Raw genomic sequence first — 19,488 nt, forward strand, 5'->3', positions numbered from 1 at the left:
GGCAGGAAGGCGCTGCAATGAACTTCCGCTCCCAGGTGTCCGCGCAGGTGTGGCAGGACTTGATCGACCGTGGACGTCGGCGGACCTATCCGAGTAAGTCTGTGCTCCTGGCGCAGGGTGAGTCCCCCGACTGTGTGATCGCCTTGGTCGATGGCCTGGTGAAAGTCGTCCAGAGTAATGAGCGCGGAGACGAACTGACGTTGATGCTCCGCGGACCGGGGGAGGTTCTCGGAGAGATGGGCGTTTTACTCGGACGCTCGCGCTCAGCCACCGTCACGGCGGCGCTGCGCTGCGCTGGGGTCGTGCTGCCCGCTCATGCGTTCAGGGGCTATGTGGAACGTCATCGGTTGGAGACGACCGTCTACCAACTGACCGTGGAGCGGCTGAACAGTCACGAACGCTTGCAGGCAGACCTGGCGCACCTGCCACCTGCGGGACGCATGGCCCGAGTAGTGAGCCACCTCGCCGATGAAGTGGGCACCCAGCAGGAACCGACCGGCCTGCTCGTTGAGCTTGGTATGCCGCGCGCAGAGCTGGCCACCATGGCGGGGATGCGCCGCTCGTCGGCACTTGCAGCTCTAGGGCAGCTCCAATCAGCTGGCATTCTCACGCTCGGCCGTCGGCGCCTGACCGTTAACGACGTGGCATGCCTCAAGGAAGTCGCCAAGGGACATGAGCTCCCCGGCGGTATGGGCCGGAAGGACGGCACACCCGCGGTGTGACCCACCGCACGCCCGTACCGTCCAATGCTGGACCGTCTCATCCATGCCTCTCCGCGAAGGTGTCGTTCGCCGTGATGCGCGGCGGAAACACCCGCGATGAGAGGAGTAGCTCGTGTTGCCGTCATGGGAGCACTTGTGGCCCTACCGGGCCGTTCTGGCAGTGGACGCTCGGAACTTCAGTGCACTGAACAGCAAAGACATGCAGCAGGTGAATAGTGATATCCCGCCGTTGCTGGCGGAGGCGCTCAGTGCCAGCAACGTGAGCGCTCACTGGGAGCGGCGGATGTTCGGCCAGCACACCGGCGACGGTTACGTCGCCGGCATGGATCCGGAAGTCCTCCCCGCTCTGGTGGGCTGCTTCCCCAATGCGCTCCGGGACGCACTCGTGCGCCGCCGGGCCAAGATCCCGACAGGGGCGCCCCTGCAACTACGGGTCAGCATCCACGTCGGCCCCCTGCCGCCCAGCGGGCTGGGCGTACCGATGGTGCACACCCACCGGCTCCTGGACGATGACTCACTCCGGACGGTGCTGAACCGCGCCAACCCGGATATCACCAACACGGCAGTGATCGTTTCAGAGCGCGTGTACGAGGACGTATTCGAAAGCGGATGCGTCAACGGCGACTCCCTGCCGGACCAGTTCGCCCGCCATCTGGTGAAGGTGAAGAAGTTCCAGCAGCCGGCGTGGGTGCACATCCCCGGCTTCGACTGGGGGCTCGCGGATCCGGACATCTTCGAGCGTCCCGACTCTACTGACCCGGAAGGGCAGTCGCAGAACATTTCCGCCTCCGTGTCATCACCTCAGCCGATGTCCGCGGCACCTGGCTCGGTGGCCTTCAACCAGCACGGCGCCGGCGGCGTCCAGGCCTACAACTACGGTGCCGGGGGGTGGCAAAGGTGACCGAATTCGGACACGCACCGAGCGACGGACAACGAGACCCGGCATCGTCAACGGCTCCCACTCAACCGTCGACCCCCGAGGCCGCGTACGGAACCGCACCTGCTGGACCAATGCTGTTCAGCCAACACGGCGATGGCGGTGTTCAGGCGTTCAACGCGTACTTGAACGGCGACTATGTTACTGCAGAGCTCATCTCCGGTGCCGACCCTGCCCTTGCGGCCAGTGAGGACGACAGGTTCATCCCGCCGCGGAACACCTCCCAGTGGGAGCACGCCGCCAAGCGTCTCGACGAAGGCGGGATCCTCGTGCTTTGCGCACCATCAGGAAACGGTCGGCGAACAGCGGCTGTGAAGCTACTGCGCGCAGCCGGAAACGACAGGCTGACCCTCTTCGACCTGGAACCAGAGTGGTCGAGGCCATCGACAAAACCGCTGCCCAAGGACCGGAACGCTGGGTATGTCCTCGATCTCTCGGACATCCCCGAGCCGCCGGCCGACCGATTCGGTGTGGACCTGGCTACGCTAGGAGCGGACTTGCGGAAGCACGACTCTTTCCTCGTCGTGCTGGCCACGCCCGGGGACTGGCACGGCCAATGGGCGGAAACAACGCTGAGCTTCGCCATCCCCCTTGAGTCTCCCGACGCACGGCGTCTAGCGGAGACCGAACTGGCAGCACTCGGGCACCCCGAGCGCCTCGACTGGCTGGACGGTCCGAAGTTCACCCCCATTTGGTCAGCCAACCCGTCGGCGCGCGAGGCGCGCCGCCTGGCACGACTTGTCAGCGACGCGCCCAATGAGGATGCCGTCCCAACACTCGTCGAAAAGTTCGGCGACTGGCACACGACAGTCGAGGACCTGCTCAGCAAAGTTCCAAAACGCGACGGCGACCCGACACTCCTCTCCACCCGGGCCACAGTCTGGTCAGGAGCCCTGCTGCACGGCGGACAGCGCAGCTCTGTCATCAAGGCAGCCGATGACCTGCTCACGCAAATGAACATGCCGCGAGAAGGCTTCCACGTCCTCGCCGACGCCACCACCTCGTGCCGACTGGAGGCCGCAGATATCCGCCCAGACGGTGACCGGGTTTACCACGACAAGACCAAAGAAGGGCTGCCGGAGGCGCTCCTGCGACACTTGTGGGAAGAGTTCCCCACGCAGACCGAACTGCTGCGCAAGTGGGCCACGGGCGTTGCTGCCAACCGCACTATCCCTGAAGACGACGCCCGGCTGGTGACTCGTGCACTGCTACGGCTCGCAGTGCACCGCCACGACAGGGCCATCCTGGATACCTTGGCCAACGGTCTCACGGGTCCTCGCCGCAGCCTTGCGGTGGAAACCTTTACCACCGCCGCTGACGCTCCCGAACTTGGCCGCTATGTCAGGGACCGCCTGCGCCAATGGGTGGACGCGTCCAACCCGCAGTCGGACCGAGTTGATCTGGTCATCGACATCTGCGCCGGGAAGTGGGGAATCAAGCAACCAGCACTCGCCCTTACACGGCTTGGCAAGGCGTCAGGCCACAAGGACTTCGGCTCGACCAAGCTAATCCAGGCCTTCGAACAGCTCGCTCGCCACCAGCAGCAGAAGGTCCAAGAAGCCGTTGGCCAATGGCTCGGCCAGACAAGGCTCGAACACGACGAGAGGCTGCGTCGCCAGACGCTGGGAGCCTTTATGGCACTCGTCTCGAGTGACCTGGGAACGGACGTGGTCCTCAACGACGCGCAGAAGCCGGAGACGAGGCGGCAGCTCGTTTGGGCATGGCAGGCGCTGTTGTCAACTGACAACGCCACAGAGGCGGTCGAGGCTCAGCTGATGCACTGGCATGAGCGATTTCGGGAAGACCCGCATCGACGCGAGCCGGTGGTGGATCTGCTCGCCGACATCTACACACCGCCACGGTTCCGCGCCGGCCTCGGACGGTTCATGGTCGCCGAGCCAACGAGCGTCCATCCGTTCTGGCAGCAAGTTCTTGAACTTGCTGCTCATCGAGACCTCATGTTCCGAAAGGCAGCGGTTCAGTGAAGGGAGGAGGCGGACCTGGCCCATGGTGGGGCCGACGGTACAGTCGCATCCGGTACCAGTGGCCCACGTCCCTGCCTGGTATCCGATTCCAAGCCAGCGGTCTGCTCGCCTACCGGGTAACGGCTCCGTTAGAGGCAAACGGTCCAGGCGCTTCCCGAGCCGCTGCTCAGTTGGCTCTGGACGCCCTCGCGCGTGCAATCACCGCATCTCACGAGCCCGAACAACTCGGGACCGCGCAGGGCAAGCTCACGCTAGCAGCGGCCCAGTGGCGCTCACCTCCAGAATGCCCCGGGCTCTGGCTGAGGGCACGCGTCACCTTGCGGATCAGCAAGGCCGACGTGGCCCGAGCTCAGAAATATCAGGACGCCGTGCGGGAGGTGACGCTGCAACTCCGACGGGAGCAGGAGCGGCGAGAACGGTTCACCGCGTCCGTTCTGACCCAGCCGGAGACTGCGCGCAACTGGTGGCTCGAGCGCCATCTCGACGACCTGGGCGCCATCGACTGGGACACGTTCCGAGAGAAGGTGCTCCCGCTGGTCGGAGCTGCTGACGACGCACAATCGAAGGCCGAGTACATATCCCGAACCATCCAACACGTTTTGGAGAGGCTCGAAGACGATCCTGCCGAGCACGCACGCTTCGCCACCACCGTGCGCACTGTCTTGGAGCAGATGGGGTGGGGTGACGCTGCACCGGTTCTTACGGCTGGGGAAACGCCCCTAGCTGACGGGCCGACCAGACACGGTGGCGACGAGGGTAAGCGACGACAGGCCGCAGAGACGGGCGCGGCTGCATGAAGCTAGCCACCCTCCGCTGGCTGCTCGACCCGGCAACCAGCCTCCTTGCCCTGCGTCTACGAGCCCAAGAACGCGGACGTATGTCCTACGACGCAGCGTGGAGGCTGGCCAGGGTGACACGCCACCCCGACGAAATGGTGTACCGCCACCATGGACACGTCGACGAGGGCACCCGTGAAGACAGCGCATAAAGAGGTTGGGTAGAAGGAGGCAACTGATCAGTTCTCATAGGCCGTGATAGAAGATGTAACCTGGAGCGAACCCCGGTGGGGCCTCGACCTATGAAACCCAGAATCGGCCATCGGCCTTGAGCGTATGACTATGGTCCAGTCAGTGACAGTTCCATCGTCAATGGCGTAATCAGTGGGGTATTGGTCGAAGTCCCCCCTCGGACACGTACGAAATCCCCACGGGACCCTGTTCTCCGTGGGGATTTTCCGTTCCGTATCCGCGCGATCATTCCCGTCCCGGCGGGCCAGCGGAGCCACCGCCTGTGGCGCGACAGTCGGCCAGCTTGGCCCTTGTCTGCTCGTCGGCATCGTCCGCCAGCTGATCGAACTCTTCGGCCACGGGGTCGGGCTGCTTGGTCCGTATGACTTCTCGCACGGCGTGGAGGACGGACTGACTGAGCACCCGGCTCATGACGGAGGCGAGCGCCAGGTCGGTGTCGGAGACGTACGGGTTGAAGGCGACCGGAGCCATCTCGGGTGGCAGGTCGGCCGGCGCTGCATGGCGCCGGAGGCGGGCGAGCTCCCGGCGGAGGACGTGACCTGCAAGGCAACGGCCGACCCGAAGGCGGAGGCGCGAGCGCGCTGACCGTCCAACCGGCTCTGGCCGGGCTTCGGTCGGGCGACCGCCGGGCCGTGGTCGCGGCGGATCGTGTGCGGGCACAGGCCGAGCCCGGCGGCGGCTCGGGCCGTCGGTTGGGAAGTGCTTCACGGCATGCCGCACACCGCGAGGGCCACCACCGTGGCGGCACAGATCACCACTTTCACCGGGGTCAGTCGGTCGGCCAGCCGCATGTCCCAGCCCTCGACGTCGCCGGAGGCCAGCCGTACCACCGGGGACAGCGCGCGGCCCAGGGCGAAGCCCGTGCCGATGGCGATCGGCGTGGCCACCGAGCCCCCGGTGAGCAGCACCCCGAGGGCGATCACGTAGGGCGCGCTGGCGGACACGTACGTACGTACGCCGGTGCCCAGCTCGAAGCCGAACTGCAGGGTGCCGCGCATGAGGTCACGCTGGAGGACGTCCTGTGGGATCTGCCGGGCGTTCTGCGGCATCGGGAACGAGAGGACGTCCGTGTCGCGCAGCAGAGCCAGCACGGCCGCCACGACGATCGCCCCGTGCCGCCACTCCGGTGGAACCGGTGACAGCAGTCCGGAGAACAGCCACAGCACCAGGGCCGACAGCAGCGCCCCGAGGAGCAGTCCCGCGGTGAGCACGGCCAGCACGGTGGCCTGTCGGTTCAGGGCCCGCCAACCTGGCGTGGCCAGCGCGTAGGCGCTGTTCCGCGTTCAAACGGAGCCGGACAGCGAGAAGCCCGCCAGACCGCCGGTCACCGCCCAGGTCAGCGTCGGTGAGTGGAACGAGGCCAGCAGAACGGCCAGCACCAGCACGGCCGTCGGCACCGCCGGGTCGGTCAGCCGCCCGCGCCAGGCCCCGGCGGTGGCGCCGGTGTGCCCGGAGGCCGGTGCCATCAGACGAAGCCCGTCATCATGCGCCAGGTCTCCGGCCCGACGATGCCGTCGACCTGAAGCTCGTGCAGGGTCTGGAACCTGGTCACGCCGTCCTCGGTGGCCGCGCCGAAGACACCGTCGACGGCGACGTCGTAGCCGTGCTTCTTGAGCAGCTGCTGCACACCGCGCACCGCGTGGTTGTCGTCACCGTTCCTGGTGGTCACCACCAGCTTGGGCCAGGTCTTGGCGTCCACCGTGCCGGACTGCTCAAGGCCCTCGGCGTTCTGGAACGCCTTGACCTGCGTCTCGGTGTCCGGGCCGAAGATGCCGTCGGCCTCGGCGGGGAAGCCGCCATGGGTGACCAGGTGCTGCACCGCGTGGACGTCCGGACCCGTGGATCCGTTCCCCACCGTCGGCCAGTTGACGGTGCCGGGGCAGCCGCAGTCCGTGGTGTAGCGGCAGATGGACTTCACCCACCCGGACTCCGTGCTGCGGTACCCGTCGTGGCAGCGGCGCTCGATACCGCACCCGCAGCTGCCGCACGGGTCGCTGTACCGCCACAGCCAGCCGTCGTAGGACCCCGAGTAGCACTGGTTGGGGCGCAGCGTCCAGGTCACACCGTCGTTCTTGTGGAAGCCCAGGTGCTCGCCGCTCACCTCGCAGGATTCCGCGAACACGGTGCTCGGACCGCAGCCCGGGGAGCAGTTGTGGTCGGAGGCGTAGGAGGGACAGTCACCCGTCCAGATGTCGTACCCGTCGGCGTACGCCTCGCGGGTCACCGTGAAGACGCCCAGGGCGGCGAACCCGACCGCGGTCGCGGCCTGGGCGAAGCGGCGCCGTGGCATCGCGAAGCCCGTCGGGGTACGCATACGGCGCACACTCCGGGGCCGGGAGGCGGTGGCGTTAGCGGCCGGGGTACCTGACCGACGCAGCATCGGGACGTCGTCGAGCGAGGGCATCAGGAGCTCCTAACCTGGCCGGGAACATCAGAGTTCAGCAACTCCAGCAGCGCCGAGGCGGAACCCACCGGCTCCGAACGCGCGACGCGTCCGGTGGCGTCGACGAGCACGGCATACGGAGTGGCGATGGCGTCGTATACGTCGAAGAGGTCCAGCCGGCCGGCCAGGATCGGCACCCGGGAGTCCGTGACGGCGACCGAGGGTTCGGCGTAGACGGCCCGTATCGCGGGCCCCTGGTCACCGCCCTCGCGCCTGATCCAGTCGCTGGCTGCCGACAGTACGTCCTCGCAGGTCTGGCATGTGTCGCTGAGGAAGAGGAGGAGGGCGTCGCGGTTCCCGGGGTCCCTGTCGCTCCCGCCGTCCGGGCCCAGGATTTCGCCGATCGCGGGAGCCGGGCGGCCGGGCTCGATGCCCGCCCGTCGCGGGGGCGCGCCCCGGGTACCGGTCCCGGCCCGGGACAGCTGGTGCACCTGACGGACCAGCCCGGCGACCACGAACGCCAGCAAGGCGATCGCGACCCAGGACGCGAGGAGAGCGCTGGTTACGAAGTCCACGGTGCGGTCTCTCCTTCGGCCGGGTTGTGCAGGGCGAGCGGCAGGAACCACAGCAGCCCGGTGAACGTGAGGGTCGCCAGCGTCACCGTGACCAGTTCGGCGGGGTCACCGGACGACGGGAGGGCCGACGCGGCCAGCAGGGCGCCGGCCACCGCGAGCAGCGTGTAGGTGAGCGCACGGCCTGCCGCCCAGCCGCTGAGCGGGATGTCCGTCCGGTGGCAGCCGCAGGGGCCGCCGCGACCGGTGGACAGGACGTAACGGAGGTAGCCGGCGTAGGTGCCGAACAGCGCCGCGCTCGCGGCCAGTACGAGTACCAGCCCGGTCCGGCTGCCGCCGAACACCGCGGCCAGACCCACCACCCCGAGCAGCCCCTCCACCACCGGCACGGCCACGGTCACCCAGGGGATCGCGCGACCGGGCAGTGTCCGGTGCCGGCGCAGCGCGTCACGCAGCGCGCCCGGAGCGGCAACATGGGAGGCACAGCCGGCGAGCAGGCTCAACAGCACGATTCCGGCTGCCACGGGGCCGAAGAACGTCGTCATCCGGTCAGTCCGCGATACGCAGGGTCAACTGCTCGACCAGGTCGGGTACGCGCTTGACGTCGGTGTCCGCGAGCGGGACGACGGTCGCCCACACCTTGGGGTTGGACAGGATGAAGAAGGGCTTGCCGTCGGAGAGGGTGTCCCGGTACAGCTCGCCGGACTTGACCGAGACGCCCTTCCAGGGCGGCAGTTGAGCGGTGTGCGCGGCGGTCACCTTGGACATCTCGACGAGTCCGAGACCCGGGACCTCCTTGATGACGTTGGCCGGCCGGGTGAACCGGCTGCCGGCGGCGGACTCCGGGTGCAGGGTGATGCCCTCGTCGTGTTCGGCGATGTGCAGTGTGCGCAGCATTCCGAGGACGTCGCGCACCGCCATCCCGTACACCCGGGTCACCAGGGAGTACCGCTTGCCCTGCCAGACGACCAGCATGGGCTTTTCCAGGGTCTTGGACTGGGCGTCGTATTCGCGCTTGACCGCGGTGCGGAGTTTTCCGCCCTGGAAAGAGAGTTCCGACTCGAACTCGGTGATACCGAGGGAAGCCGCGATGTCGTCACCGAGCTTGGCGGTCCCGGCGGTGAACTCCACCAGCTTGCCGTTGCTGGTGACTTCGGCGACCGAGGTGAAAGGCAGTTTCAGGTCGAGTTTGCTGCCGAGGCGGTACGCGGTGCCGTCAAGGGCACGATGGTCGACGGTGGCGGCCGATGCCATGACGCCCTCCCTGATGATTTTGGGAGAGGCTAATGACGCCGGAGGCTGGTTGTCAATGCACAGTCAAGACAGTCAAGGGCAGTCAAGACACCCGTTCCCCGCATGCCCGCCGTCAGGCCCGCACCACGAGCGGGAAGGGGCCCGGCGGGCGGATCTCCCCGATGACCGGGTGGCCCGGCAGCTCCCCCGCGAGCAGCAGTCCGCCGGAGGTCTGCGCGTCGGCCAGCAGCAGACGTTCCTCGCCGGAAACGGCCCCGAAATCCGTGAAAGGCGTGATCCAGTCCAGATTGCGGTGTGTGCCACCGCTGACAAAGCCGTCTGCGACGGCTTTTCGGGCATCGGTGAGCAAAGGCACCGCCGAGGAATTGACGACGGCGGTGACGTTCGCCGCCCGCGCGAGCTTGTACATATGGCCCAGCAGCCCGAATCCCGTCACATCTGTACCGGATCTGATGCCGGATTCCACAGCGGCCCGTGAGGCGTCACGGTTGAGCGCCGCCATCGTTTCCACCGCCTCCGGAAACACCGTACCGGTCGCTTTGTGACGGGTGTTGAGAACGCCGGTCCCCAGCGGTTTCGTCAGGGTCAACGGCAGACCGGGGGCCGCGGCGTCCATACGCAGCATCCGGTCCGGCTGTACGACACCGACCACGGACATGCCGTACTTCGGCTCCGGATCGTCGACGCTGTGCCCGCCGCCCACGTGGCAGCCGGCGGCGTGGGCGACGTCCCGGCCCCCGCTGAGCACCCTGGCCGCCACCTCGAGCGACAGCTTCTCCCGCGGCCACCCGAGCAGGTTGACGGCGGCGACCGGGACCCCGCCCATCGCGTACACGTCGGAGAGCGCGTTGGCCGCCGCGATACGGCCCCAGTCGTACGGGTCGTCGACCACGGGCGTGAAGAAATCCGCCGTGGTGACGATCGCGCGCTCACCGTCCAGCCGTACCACCGCCGCGTCGTCCCCGCCGCTGTCGAGGCCGATCATCAGCTCCAGGGCCGGGTCCACGGCGGCGCCGTGCCCTCCGGACAACCCGGCCACCAGTGAGTCCAGTTCGCCCGGCGGGATCTTGCAGGCACAGCCCCCGCCGTGGGCCAGCTGGGTAAGGCGTGGGATGTCGTCGGCGCGCGGCTCGCTCATGTGCGGTGAACCTACCCCCACCGCAGCCGGTACGGGAGGGGCGCCCGTACGGTGCCGCTCCCCGCCGCTCCTCCCCGGGGCAGGTCAGAGCCCGGGGCAGGTCGGAGCCACGGTGCCGGGGAACCTATACTTCCCGGCGGAGGCGGGCAGGCGCCTGGTGGCCCTCACGGTCTTCAACACCGATGTGGCCGGGAACCCCGGTCAGGCGGGTTCGATTCCCGTACGCCTCCGCGGGAGAGCCGATGGACGACAGAAGACGCGTACCCCGCACCGACGCCGTGCTCGGGGACCCGGAACTCGTCGTCGCGGGCGAACGGCTGGGCCGCACCCTGGTGCGCGAGGCCGTCACGGCCGCCCTGGAGCTGGTCCGGCAGGGGGCGCTGGCCCCCGAACTGGCCGCCGCCACGGCCCTGTCCATGCTGCCGCCGACCGCCACCCGGCTGCTGCCGGTCCTCAACGCCACCGGTGTCCTCGTCCACACCAACCTCGGACGGGCCCCCCTCTCCGCTGCCGCGCGGGAGGCTGTGGTGGCCGCCGCGGGATGTACCGACGTCGAGTTCGACCTCACGACCGGCCGGCGCGGGCGACGCGGGGCGGGTGCCACGGCGGCCCTGGCAGAGGCGGTTCCCGCCGCCGAGGCCGTGCACCTCACCAACAACAACGCCGCCGCCCTGGTACTCGCCGCGACCGCGCTGGCCAGGGACCGGGAGATCGTCATCAGCCGGGGCGAACTGGTGGAGATCGGGGACGGGTTCCGGATTCCCGAGCTGCTGGAGAGCACCGGTGCCCGGCTGCGCGAGGTGGGGACCACCAACCGGACCCACCTCGCCGACTACGCCGCCGCGATCGGCCCCGGCACCGGCTTCGTCCTCAAGGTGCACCCCTCCAACTTCGCGACCACCGGCTTCGTCTCCTCCGTCCCGGTCCGCGAACTGGCCACCCTGGGCGCCCCCGTGGTGTACGACATCGGCTCCGGACTGCTCGAACCCCACCCGGTGCTGCCGAACGAACCCGACGCGGCCTCCGCGCTGCGCGCCGGAGCGGGCCTCGTCACGGCCAGCGCCGACAAGCTGCTGGGCGGTCCACAGGCCGGACTGGTCCTGGGCACCCGGGACCTGGTCGGCCGGCTGCGCCGGCATCCCCTGGCGAGGGCACTGCGGGTGGACAAGCTCGCCCTGGCCGCGCTGGAGGCCACCCTGCGGGGGCCGGCGACTCCCGTAGCCCAGGCGCTCACCGCGGATTCCGGCCGGCTCCTCGCCCGTGCCGAGGCCCTGGCGGGCGCGCTGGCGGACAAGGGCGTGGACGCCGTCGCCACGGTGACCGAGGCACGGGTGGGCGGCGGGGGCGCCCCGGACGCCGTACTGCCCAGTGCGGCCGTACGACTTCCGCTGACGCTGGCGACGGCGCTGCGGACCGGCCGGCCGGCGGTGGTGGGACGGCAGCACGCCGGCGGGCTGCTGCTCGACCTCCGGACGGTCCCCCCGGAGGACGACGACTCGTTGGCGGCGGCGGTGCTGGCCGCCCGTACCGAGCGGCGCGGCGGGGACGACTGACCGTGTTCGTCCTCGCCACGGCAGGCCATGTCGACCACGGCAAATCCACCCTGCTGCGGGCCCTCACCGGCACCGACCCCGACCGTCTCGACGAGGAACAGCGGCGCGGTCTCACCCTCGACCTGGGCTTCGTGTGGAGCAGGCTGCCCGGCGGACGGCCGCTGGCGTTCGTCGACGTACCGGGCCATCAGCGCTTCATCGCCAACACCCTCGCCGGAATCGCCACCGCGCCGGCCGTGCTGTTCGTGGTGTCGGCGGACGAGGGCTGGAAGCCCCAGTCACAGGAACACCTGGACGCCGTCGACGCGTTCGGTGTCCGCACCGGGCTGCTGGTGGTGACCCGCGCCGACCTCGCCGACCCGTCCGCCGCCCTGGCCGAGGCACGGGAGCGCCTGGCCGCCAGCTGCCTCGGGGCCGTGGACGCGGTGGCGGTCAGCGCACGTACCGGCACCGGGCTCGACGCGCTACGGCGCGAGTTGGGGGCACTGGCCGCCGCCGCTCCCCAGGCCGACGGCGACGCTCCCGTACGGCTGTGGCTGGACCGGGCGTTCACGGTCGACGGGGCGGGCACGGTGGTCACCGGCACCCTGACCGCCGGCCGGCTCACCGTCGGGGACCACCTCGAACTCGCTCCCGAGGGCCGGCCGGTGGCCGTACGGGGGCTGCAGTGCCTGGGGGCCGACGCGGACACGGTGGCCGCGCCCGCCCGCGTCGCCGTCAACCTGCGCCGTACCCCTCGGGCGATGGTCAAGCGGGGGCAGGCGCTGGTGACCCCCGGGAGCTGGTGGCGTACCGGCACGGTGGACGTCCGGCTGGACGAGGAGGGGGTGACGCTCCCCGCCGAACCGCTGGTCCACTGCGGTACGGCGATGACCGGCGCGCGGGTGCGCCCCCTGGGGCCGGGGGCGGCGCGGCTCCGGCTGCGGACGCCGCTGTACCTGCACATCGGCGACCGGCTGCTGCTCCGCGACCCGGGGTCCCGGCGGCTGACCGGGGCGCTGGTGCTGGACGTCGCCCCGCCGGAGCTGACCCGCAGAGGTGCGGCGGCGACCCGGGCCCGGGAGCTGGCGGCCATGCCGGACAGCACCGAACTGACCGTACAGCTGCGCCGGCTGGGCCTGCGGCGCCGTGACGAACTGCGGGCGATGGGTGTCACGGTGCCCGGGGACCGGCCACCGGCCGCGACGGACGGCCCCGCCGCCGACCACGTGGTGAGCGCCGGGGGATGGCTGCTGGACCCCGCGTACGCGGCCGGGCTGGGGAGCGGGCTGGAGGACGCGGTGACAGCGCACCAGCAGTCGCGGCCCCTCGACCCCGGCCTTCCGGTGACCGAGGCCCAGCGGGCACTCCGCCTCCCGGAAGCGGCACTGGTCGAGGCCCTGGCGACGGAGCGGCTGCTGGTGCGCAACGGCAGGCTGTACCGGCGGGACGCCCCGGCCGCGTTGCCGGCGCCGCTACGGGAAGCCGCACGGGAACTGGAAGCCGACTTCCGCAGCGCACCCTTCCGGGCACCGACGGGGCAGCGGCTGAGGGAACTGGGCCTCACCCGGCAGGCACTGGCCGTACTGGTCCGGGAGGGCCGGGTCGCCCGCTTCGGCGACATCCATCTGCCGGCCGACGCGGCGGACCGGGCCGCCGCCCGACTGAGGGTCCTTCATGGGCCGTTCACGGTCGGGGACTGCTGCCGGGCACTGGACACCAGCCGGCGGGTGGCCATCCCCCTGCTGGAGCACCTCGACCGTACGGGGGTGACCCGCCGGGACGCGGACACCGGCCGCCGTACCCTCAGGGACGGCTGACCCGCGGCGAGACCGGCGCCGGACGCCCCTCGCCGAGGCGGCACCGGACACCGTTCGTCGTCCGCTCGGATCAGAGGTCGTCGAGCCGGACCAGCCCGTCCTGGATCGCCCGCGCCAGGAGTGCCGCCTTGGTGGCCGCCTGCCGGCCGCTCATCGCGTACTTGATGCGGATGTGCTCGAGGTGGGAGTTGACCGTGTGAGGCGAGATGCCGAGCCGTCGGCCGACGAAGACCTTGGACTCGGACTGGAACCACTCGATCAGTACCTCTGTCTCCCGGGCCGACAGCACCGGGCGGCTGGCGGAGCGGTCCCCGGCGAGCGCGCCCGCCAGCGAGGGCGGCGTGTACGCACGGCCGTCCGCCGCGGTGACGGTGGCCTCCAGCAGGTGATCGGCGCCCTCGGCCTTCGTCAGATAGCTCAACGCGCCCAGTTCCAGGCACTGCAGTGCGGTCGCGTCGTCGGCCCGCATCGAGTACACGACCACGCGCCGGCCCGCCTCGGTCAGCCTGCGCAGTTCACCCGTCGCCGGTACGGGGCCGCCCAGATGCAGGTCGAGGATCACCACGTCCGCGGTCGCGCCCTCCCCGGACCAGGCGACCGAGACGTCGTTGCCCGAGGCGGCGACCCGGATCGGCGGGGTCCCGGCGGACAGCCACTGGGCGACCCCGGCGCGTACGGCGGGGTGGTCGTCGACGATGACCGTACTCACCGGTGTCATCTGCGCCATAGCGCCTCCAAGCGAAGGAAGTCCCCGTAGTGGTCCGATACGACCTCGACGCGTCCGTCGGCCGTGGTGACGGCCTCGGGGCGGGGACCGGAGTCCGTGTCGGTGTCCGTGTCCGTCACCACGGCGATACGCACGGCCTCGCCGGTGCGCAGCACGCTCACCCTGGCACGACCGCGTGCGGCCGACAACGCCGTGGCCACGGGGCCGGTCAGCCTGCGGCGTACCTGTGCGGGCACGGTCACCGGCGCCCCGCTGACGGCGAACGACACGTTCACGCCGCGGCGTTCGGCCACATCGACACAGGCTGTCATCTCGTGCACCAGCGGATCGGGAGTCTCGTCGTTCTCCGCGAACAGCCGGCGCAGCTGGGTCGCGGCGAGCGCGCAGCGGCGCCTGGTGTCCTCGTCACGCGGGTCCAGGGCGCCGTCCGCGAGCCCGGCGAGCAGCGGCAGGGTGGTGCCCAACTGCCCGGCGAACAAGGTGCGTTGGTGCTGCTCCCACTGTCGCGCGGTCAGTACCCGCAGTTCGAGCCGGTCGTGTTCGTCGGCGACCGCGAGCGCCTCACGGCTGCGGCGCCGCAGCAGCCGGCTGATCACGATCACCGCCGCCTGGACGCTGACCGCGCCGAAGGCGACGGTGCAGGCCGCCCCGATCGCGGCACGGTCCGGCGGCCCCGCCACCAGGAACGTCCCCATGCTCGCCGTCAGATGGGCGGCCAGTACGGCGACGAGCAGCCGGATCCGGTCCAGGAGCAGCAGCAACAGGTGCCACTGCACCAGCCCGAACGACCAGTCCGGAGCCTGGAACCGCCGTCCGGGGTCGACCGCGGCCGTGGCGCAGAACGCAGCGGCGAGTACGACGGCGGTGCCGCCCGCGGTGACGGCGGCCGGCAGGGGCCGCTGGCGCAGCACCCACCAGGAGCAGACTGCCGGGACGCAGGCCAGTGCGGCGAAGGCACCCGTCGCGAGCGGCCGTGAACGGTACTCCTCGGTGAACAACGGACCCAGGGACAAGCCGAGTTGCAGGACCACCGTCACGCAGAGCAGGACGGTCCGCATGGTCGCGTCCATCTGGCCGGCGGCCGCGTCGCCGGAGGTCTCCGCGCGCCCCACGCCGCCCGGCGCGTCCTCCGCGCGCGCTGCCCTGCCCGGGCCGTCTTCCGCGCCCGGTCTGCCGTCCCCGCCCGGTCTGCCGTCCCCGCCTGGTCCGTCACTCGTCACCGGACCACTCCATCCGTACGGTGGTTCCCCCGCCGGGGTGTGAGCGGACGGTTACCCGGCCGCCGACCGTGGCCAGCCGTTCGACCACCGAGGCGCGGATCCCGCGCCGGAACAGCGGTACGTCGTCCGGCCGGAAGCCCGCGCCGTGGTCGGACACCTCGACGGTGACCCGTACCTGCCCGAGCGTCATGCCGAGGGTGGCCGTGTCGACCCCGGCATGCCGCTCGACATTGACCAGGGCCTCGCGTACGGCGCGTACGAAGGCGAGCGCCACGGAGGCAGGCACGCAGCCGGCCCGCTCGTGGTCCTGGCCCTCGTTCCGTTCGTAGACCTGCGCCTCGTTCCGCTGGTGGACCTCGACCACCTCGACGTGCACACGGCTGCGCGCCGCGACCGCGTGCAGCGACGCCGCCAGGTCCACCGGACTGTCCTGCGCCGTGGCCCCGCCCGCGGCCCCCGTCAGCACCGTGAGATCCCGCCGGGCGTACGCCGCGACCTGCTGTGGATCCGCGCCCTCGCCCTGTACCGCCACCATCAGGAACGTGGCGGCGGCGGTGTCGTGCAGCAGTGCCAGATACTCCCGTTCCTGCCGGTGCCGTGCCAGGGACAGCGCCTCGGTGCGCTCCAGGGCCGCCCGTCGCTCGCGCAGCGCGTCCGTCCGGCGACCGGAGCGGCGCAGCAGTACGAAGCCGAGGCGGGCCAGCAGACACTCGAACACCAGCCGCGGCACCAGCACTTCGGCACCGTCGGCACCCGTCGCCGCCAGATTCATCGCGAGCAGTCCCGCCGTGACCGGGACGGTGATCGCCGGTGGCCATTCCCACTGGAGCGTGATCGCCGTGGTGGTCAGGGTGTTGAGGGCCCACAGGTTCGGAGGTCCGCCGGTCCACTCCTGGGTCGCGCAGACCGCCACGACGCGGACGACGGCGAATCCCGACGCCAGTGCGGGTGCCCGCCCCGTCAGACCCGAGCACCAGTCCACCGCGGCCCCGGCGAGCATCAGGGCGAACAGCCCGAGACCGAGCGGGAGTGCGGACGACGGAACCGAGAGCAGTGCGAACGAACTGATCACGACCAGCGCCACCCCGCGCACGGGGGCGGCGAACCGGCGCGCGGAGGCGAGGTACAGCGACTCGACACCGCGATGTCGTTCCACCGCTCGCATCGGATCACCGTCCTCCAGGTCCGGGCCGGCCAACCGGGCCCAGCCGGTGACGGCGGACTATACCGAAGCCCACCCCGTCCCACCGGGGCGGATTGACGCGGGGCCGGCCCATGGTTCGAACGTCCGATGCGGCCGGGACGGCGCGTTGTTACCTTCGGCGCCCACTGTTTCCTCGAAGCCGGGAGTCGAGTTGATGACAAGATTCGGAAGGAGCCGTACCTGGGCCGCGATAGCCACCCTGTGCGCGGCACTGCTCATCTCGATCGGCCTGGTCCAGCCGGCCGGCGCCGCGCCCAACTGGCCCGTCGTCGGCACCGGTGCCGCGGGCTCGAACGTCGGCTCCGCCCAGCACCTGCTGCGCGCCCACGGCCACGACATAGCCGTCGACGGCCAGTTCGGCCCCGCGACCGAGGGCGCCGTCCGCGCGTTCCAGGAGTCCAAGGGGTACGGAGCGGACGGGGTGATCGGTTCGGAGACGTGGCCGGGTCTGGTGATCACCGTGCGGGAGGGTGACAGCGGCGACGCGGTGTCGGCGGCGCAGACGGCGTTGAACAAGCACGGTGCCGGTCTCGCCGTGGACGGCCAGTTCGGTCCGGGTACGGCGGACGCGGTGCGGTCGTTCCAGAGCGCTCAGGGTCTGACCGCGGACGGGATCGTCGGACCGAACACCTGGCAGCACCTCATCGGTCAGGGTGGCGCAGGCGGCAACTACACACTGCCCGTCGCCCGCGACGCCATGTCCCGCGACCACTACGGCGCCCCGCATCACGACTATCCCGCGCTCGACCTGCCGGTCGGCACCGGAACCCCGATCTACGCGGTGACCTCCGGAGTGGCCGAGCAGGTCTCCAACGACCGCTGCGGACTCGGCTACCAGCTTCACGGCGACGATGGCGCCACATACCTCTACTGCCACTTCGACGCGCACCAGGCCGGCTCCGGCACCCGGGTCGACGCCGGAACCCAGCTCGGCCTGTCCGGAAGCACCGGCAACTCCACCGGCCCGCACCTGCACTTCGAGGTGAACGCGGGTGGCGCTCAACGCTGCCCGCAGCCCATGATGCTTGCCGTGTACGACGGAGCCGCCCCGCCCGCCCCGGGCGATCTCCCCACCGGCGGCTGCATCGAGTAGCACCCCCACCAGAGCCCAGGGGGTGTCCGAAACCGGACACCCCCTGGGCTCTGGTGGGGGTGCTACTCCACCCGCCCGGACCACTCATCCAGGAGAATCGCAGCATGAGCAACCCCCAGCAGCTGAGCTACAGCAAGGAGCACGAGTGGCTGTCGCCCGCCGAGGACGGCGTCTCGACGGTCGGCATCACGGAGCACGCCGCCAACGCGCTCGGTGACGTCGTGTTCGTGCAGCTCCCCGAGGTCGGCGACCAGGTCACCGCGGACGACACCTGCGGCGAGCTGGAGTCCACGAAGTCGGTGAGCGACCTCTACTCACCCGTGACCGGCGAAGTGACCGAGATCAACGAAGATGTCGTGAACGACCCGTCGCTGGTGAACTCCGCGCCCTTCGAGGGCGGCTGGCTGTTCAAGGTGCGGGTGGCCGGCGAGCCGGAGGGCCTGCTGTCCGCCGACGAGTACGCCGCCTTCACCGCAGGTAACTGAGCACTCGCCCGCTCTCAAGGACTCCCTTTAGGAAGACCTCATGAATCTTCTGAACAGCTCCCTCCACGAGGTGGACCCGGACGTCGCCGCCGCCGTCGACGCCGAGCTCCACCGCCAGCAGTCCACCCTCGAGATGATCGCCTCGGAGAACTTCGCGCCGGTCGCCGCGCTCGAGGCACAGGGCTCGGTGCTCACCAACAAGTACGCCGAGGGCTACCCCGGCCGCCGCTACTACGGCGGCTGCGAGCACGTCGACGTCGTCGAGCGCCTCGCGCGGGACCGCGTGAAGGAACTCTTCGGCGCCGAGGCCGCGAACGTACAGCCGCACTCGGGTGCCTCCGCCAACGCCGCCGCGATGTTCGCGCTGCTGAAGCCGGGCGACACGATCATGGGTCTGGACCTGGCGCACGGCGGCCACCTCACCCACGGCATGAAGATCAACTTCTCCGGCAAGCTGTACAACGTGGTCGCGTACCGCGTGGACGAGCAGTCCAGCCTGGTCGACATGGACGAAGTCGAGAAGCTCGCGAAGGAGCACCGGCCGCAGATGATCATCGCGGGCTGGTCCGCGTACCCGCGCCAGCTCGACTTCGCCGCGTTCCGCCGTATCGCCGACGAGGTCGGCGCGCTGCTGCTGGTCGACATGGCGCACTTCGCCGGTCTGGTCGCCGCGGGGCTGCACCCCTCCCCCGTGCCGTACGCGGACGTGGTCACCACCACGACGCACAAGACGCTCGGCGGGCCGCGCGGTGGCGTGATCCTGTCCACCAAGGAGCACGCGAAGAAGATCAACTCGGCGGTCTTCCCCGGGCAGCAGGGCGGCCCGCTCGAGCACGTGATCGCGGCCAAGGCCGTCTCGTTCAAGATCGCGGCGAGCGACGAGTTCAAGGAGCGCCAGCAGCGCACCCTCGAGGGCGCGCGCATCCTGGCCGAGCGGCTGACCCGCCAGGACGCGGTGGACGCCGGAGTCTCGGTGCTGTCGGGCGGTACGGACGTCCACCTCGTCCTCGTCGACCTGCGGCACAGCGAACTCGACGGCCAGCAGGCGGAGGACCGGCTCCACGAGATCGGCATCACCGTCAACCGGAACGCCGTGCCGAACGACCCCCGACCCCCGATGGTCACCTCCGGGCTGCGCGTCGGCACGCCCGCGCTCGCCACCCGCGGGTTCCAGGCGGAGGACTTCACCGAGGTCGCCGACATCATCGCCGAGGCGCTGAAGCCCGGCACCGACGAGGCCGCCACCAAGGCGCTGGCCGACCGGGTCACCGCGCTCGCCGCCAAGCACCCGCTCTACCCGGGGCTGAACGCCTAGCTCCGGTGGGGGCGCTCCGGACCGTCTCTCCGGAACTCTCCGGAGCGCCCCGCTCCACCCACCCGCCACCTCC

General features: G+C 70.3%; 20 protein-coding genes and 1 tRNA gene. 10 read left to right on the plus strand and 11 right to left on the minus strand.

Annotated features, from left to right (window positions below):
• The first annotated feature begins 17 nt into the window (after positions 1–17).
• The 4 genes from DVA86_RS26885 to DVA86_RS26900 all read left to right on the plus strand — a co-directional run bounded on the left by DVA86_RS26885 (position 18) and on the right by DVA86_RS26900 (position 4,441).
• Positions 18–722: a Crp/Fnr family transcriptional regulator gene (locus tag DVA86_RS26885; protein ID WP_208882136.1), complete on the plus strand. Its 705-nt coding sequence runs from the start codon at positions 18–20 to the stop codon at positions 720–722.
• A gap of 112 nt (positions 723–834) precedes the next feature.
• The gene (locus DVA86_RS26890) at positions 835–1,623 is read left to right on the plus strand and encodes a hypothetical protein (protein WP_208882137.1); all 789 of its coding nucleotides are present in this window, start codon (positions 835–837) and stop codon (positions 1,621–1,623) included.
• Positions 1,624–1,733: 110 nt separating this feature from the next.
• Positions 1,734–3,644 carry a hypothetical protein gene (locus DVA86_RS26895; RefSeq protein WP_208882139.1) on the plus strand — a complete coding sequence of 637 codons (1,911 nt, stop codon included), beginning with the start codon at positions 1,734–1,736 and terminating at the stop codon, positions 3,642–3,644.
• 317 nt (positions 3,645–3,961) lie between these two features.
• Positions 3,962–4,441 carry a hypothetical protein gene (locus DVA86_RS26900; protein ID WP_208882141.1) on the plus strand — a complete coding sequence of 160 codons (480 nt, stop codon included), beginning with the start codon at positions 3,962–3,964 and terminating at the stop codon, positions 4,439–4,441.
• Between the two features lie 456 nt (positions 4,442–4,897).
• Here the strand turns inward: DVA86_RS26900 and DVA86_RS26905 are convergent, their stop codons facing one another.
• From DVA86_RS26905 to selD, 8 genes are all read right to left on the minus strand, one after another.
• Positions 4,898–5,143 (minus strand): hypothetical protein, encoded by a 246-nt coding sequence (locus DVA86_RS26905; protein ID WP_208882143.1) that lies wholly within the window; start codon positions 5,141–5,143, stop codon positions 4,898–4,900.
• A 233-nt stretch (positions 5,144–5,376) separates the two neighbouring features.
• Positions 5,377–5,883 (minus strand): hypothetical protein, encoded by a 507-nt coding sequence (locus DVA86_RS26910; protein WP_245997221.1) that lies wholly within the window; start codon positions 5,881–5,883, stop codon positions 5,377–5,379.
• A gap of 72 nt (positions 5,884–5,955) precedes the next feature.
• On the minus strand, positions 5,956–6,138 hold the full coding sequence (locus tag DVA86_RS26915; protein ID WP_208882145.1) for a hypothetical protein: 183 nt from the start codon (positions 6,136–6,138) through the stop codon (positions 5,956–5,958).
• A complete protein-coding gene (locus DVA86_RS26920) occupies positions 6,138–6,986 on the minus strand; it encodes a peptidoglycan-binding domain-containing protein (protein ID WP_245997223.1) in 849 nt (282 codons plus the stop codon). The genes DVA86_RS26915 and DVA86_RS26920 overlap by 1 nt, the downstream gene beginning before the upstream one ends.
• A gap of 89 nt (positions 6,987–7,075) precedes the next feature.
• Entirely contained in the window at positions 7,076–7,630 is a 555-nt protein-coding gene (locus tag DVA86_RS26925) for a hypothetical protein (RefSeq protein WP_208882149.1), read from the minus strand.
• Positions 7,618–8,172, minus strand: coding sequence for a MauE/DoxX family redox-associated membrane protein (locus DVA86_RS26930; protein WP_208882151.1), 555 nt, complete (start codon positions 8,170–8,172; stop codon positions 7,618–7,620). The genes DVA86_RS26925 and DVA86_RS26930 overlap by 13 nt, the downstream gene beginning before the upstream one ends.
• Before the next feature lie 4 nt (positions 8,173–8,176).
• Positions 8,177–8,881, minus strand: coding sequence for a hypothetical protein (locus tag DVA86_RS26935; protein WP_208882153.1), 705 nt, complete (start codon positions 8,879–8,881; stop codon positions 8,177–8,179).
• Between the two features lie 112 nt (positions 8,882–8,993).
• Positions 8,994–10,019 carry a selenide, water dikinase SelD gene (selD, locus tag DVA86_RS26940; RefSeq protein ID WP_208882154.1) on the minus strand — a complete coding sequence of 342 codons (1,026 nt, stop codon included), beginning with the start codon at positions 10,017–10,019 and terminating at the stop codon, positions 8,994–8,996.
• Positions 10,020–10,157: 138 nt separating this feature from the next.
• Between selD and DVA86_RS26945 the strand changes: the two genes are divergently transcribed.
• From DVA86_RS26945 to selB, 3 genes are all read left to right on the plus strand, one after another.
• Positions 10,158–10,251: transfer RNA gene (locus DVA86_RS26945), tRNA-Sec, on the plus strand.
• A 10-nt stretch (positions 10,252–10,261) separates the two neighbouring features.
• Positions 10,262–11,572, plus strand: a complete 1,311-nt coding sequence (selA, locus tag DVA86_RS26950; protein ID WP_208882156.1) for an L-seryl-tRNA(Sec) selenium transferase — start codon at positions 10,262–10,264, stop codon at positions 11,570–11,572.
• Positions 11,573–11,574: 2 nt separating this feature from the next.
• Positions 11,575–13,371, plus strand: coding sequence for a selenocysteine-specific translation elongation factor (selB, locus tag DVA86_RS26955; RefSeq protein ID WP_208882158.1), 1,797 nt, complete (start codon positions 11,575–11,577; stop codon positions 13,369–13,371).
• Between the two features lie 70 nt (positions 13,372–13,441).
• Here the strand turns inward: selB and DVA86_RS26960 are convergent, their stop codons facing one another.
• Genes DVA86_RS26960 through DVA86_RS26970 form a run of 3 tightly spaced genes read right to left on the minus strand, consistent with a single transcriptional unit; the run spans position 13,442 to position 16,474 of the window.
• Positions 13,442–14,098 carry a response regulator gene (locus tag DVA86_RS26960; protein WP_208882160.1) on the minus strand — a complete coding sequence of 219 codons (657 nt, stop codon included), beginning with the start codon at positions 14,096–14,098 and terminating at the stop codon, positions 13,442–13,444.
• Entirely contained in the window at positions 14,086–15,318 is a 1,233-nt protein-coding gene (locus DVA86_RS26965; RefSeq protein ID WP_245997225.1) for a hypothetical protein, read from the minus strand. Before DVA86_RS26965 ends, DVA86_RS26960 begins: the two co-directional genes overlap by 13 nt.
• The gene (locus DVA86_RS26970) at positions 15,308–16,474 is read right to left on the minus strand and encodes a sensor histidine kinase (protein WP_245997226.1); all 1,167 of its coding nucleotides are present in this window, start codon (positions 16,472–16,474) and stop codon (positions 15,308–15,310) included. The genes DVA86_RS26965 and DVA86_RS26970 overlap by 11 nt, the downstream gene beginning before the upstream one ends.
• Before the next feature lie 202 nt (positions 16,475–16,676).
• Here DVA86_RS26970 and DVA86_RS35990 point away from each other — a divergent pair, with 202 nt between their 5' ends.
• From DVA86_RS35990 to glyA, 3 genes are all read left to right on the plus strand, one after another.
• On the plus strand, positions 16,677–17,615 hold the full coding sequence (locus DVA86_RS35990) for a peptidoglycan-binding protein (protein WP_208882164.1): 939 nt from the start codon (positions 16,677–16,679) through the stop codon (positions 17,613–17,615).
• A gap of 104 nt (positions 17,616–17,719) precedes the next feature.
• Positions 17,720–18,100 carry a glycine cleavage system protein GcvH gene (gene gcvH, locus DVA86_RS26980; RefSeq protein WP_208882166.1) on the plus strand — a complete coding sequence of 127 codons (381 nt, stop codon included), beginning with the start codon at positions 17,720–17,722 and terminating at the stop codon, positions 18,098–18,100.
• 40 nt (positions 18,101–18,140) lie between these two features.
• Positions 18,141–19,415, plus strand: coding sequence for a serine hydroxymethyltransferase (glyA, locus tag DVA86_RS26985; RefSeq protein ID WP_208882168.1), 1,275 nt, complete (start codon positions 18,141–18,143; stop codon positions 19,413–19,415).
• The last annotated feature ends 73 nt before the right edge of the window (positions 19,416–19,488 follow it).

Origin of the sequence: Streptomyces armeniacus (genome assembly GCF_003355155.1) — a bacterium.
Lineage (GTDB): Bacteria > Actinomycetota > Actinomycetes > Streptomycetales > Streptomycetaceae > Streptomyces > Streptomyces armeniacus.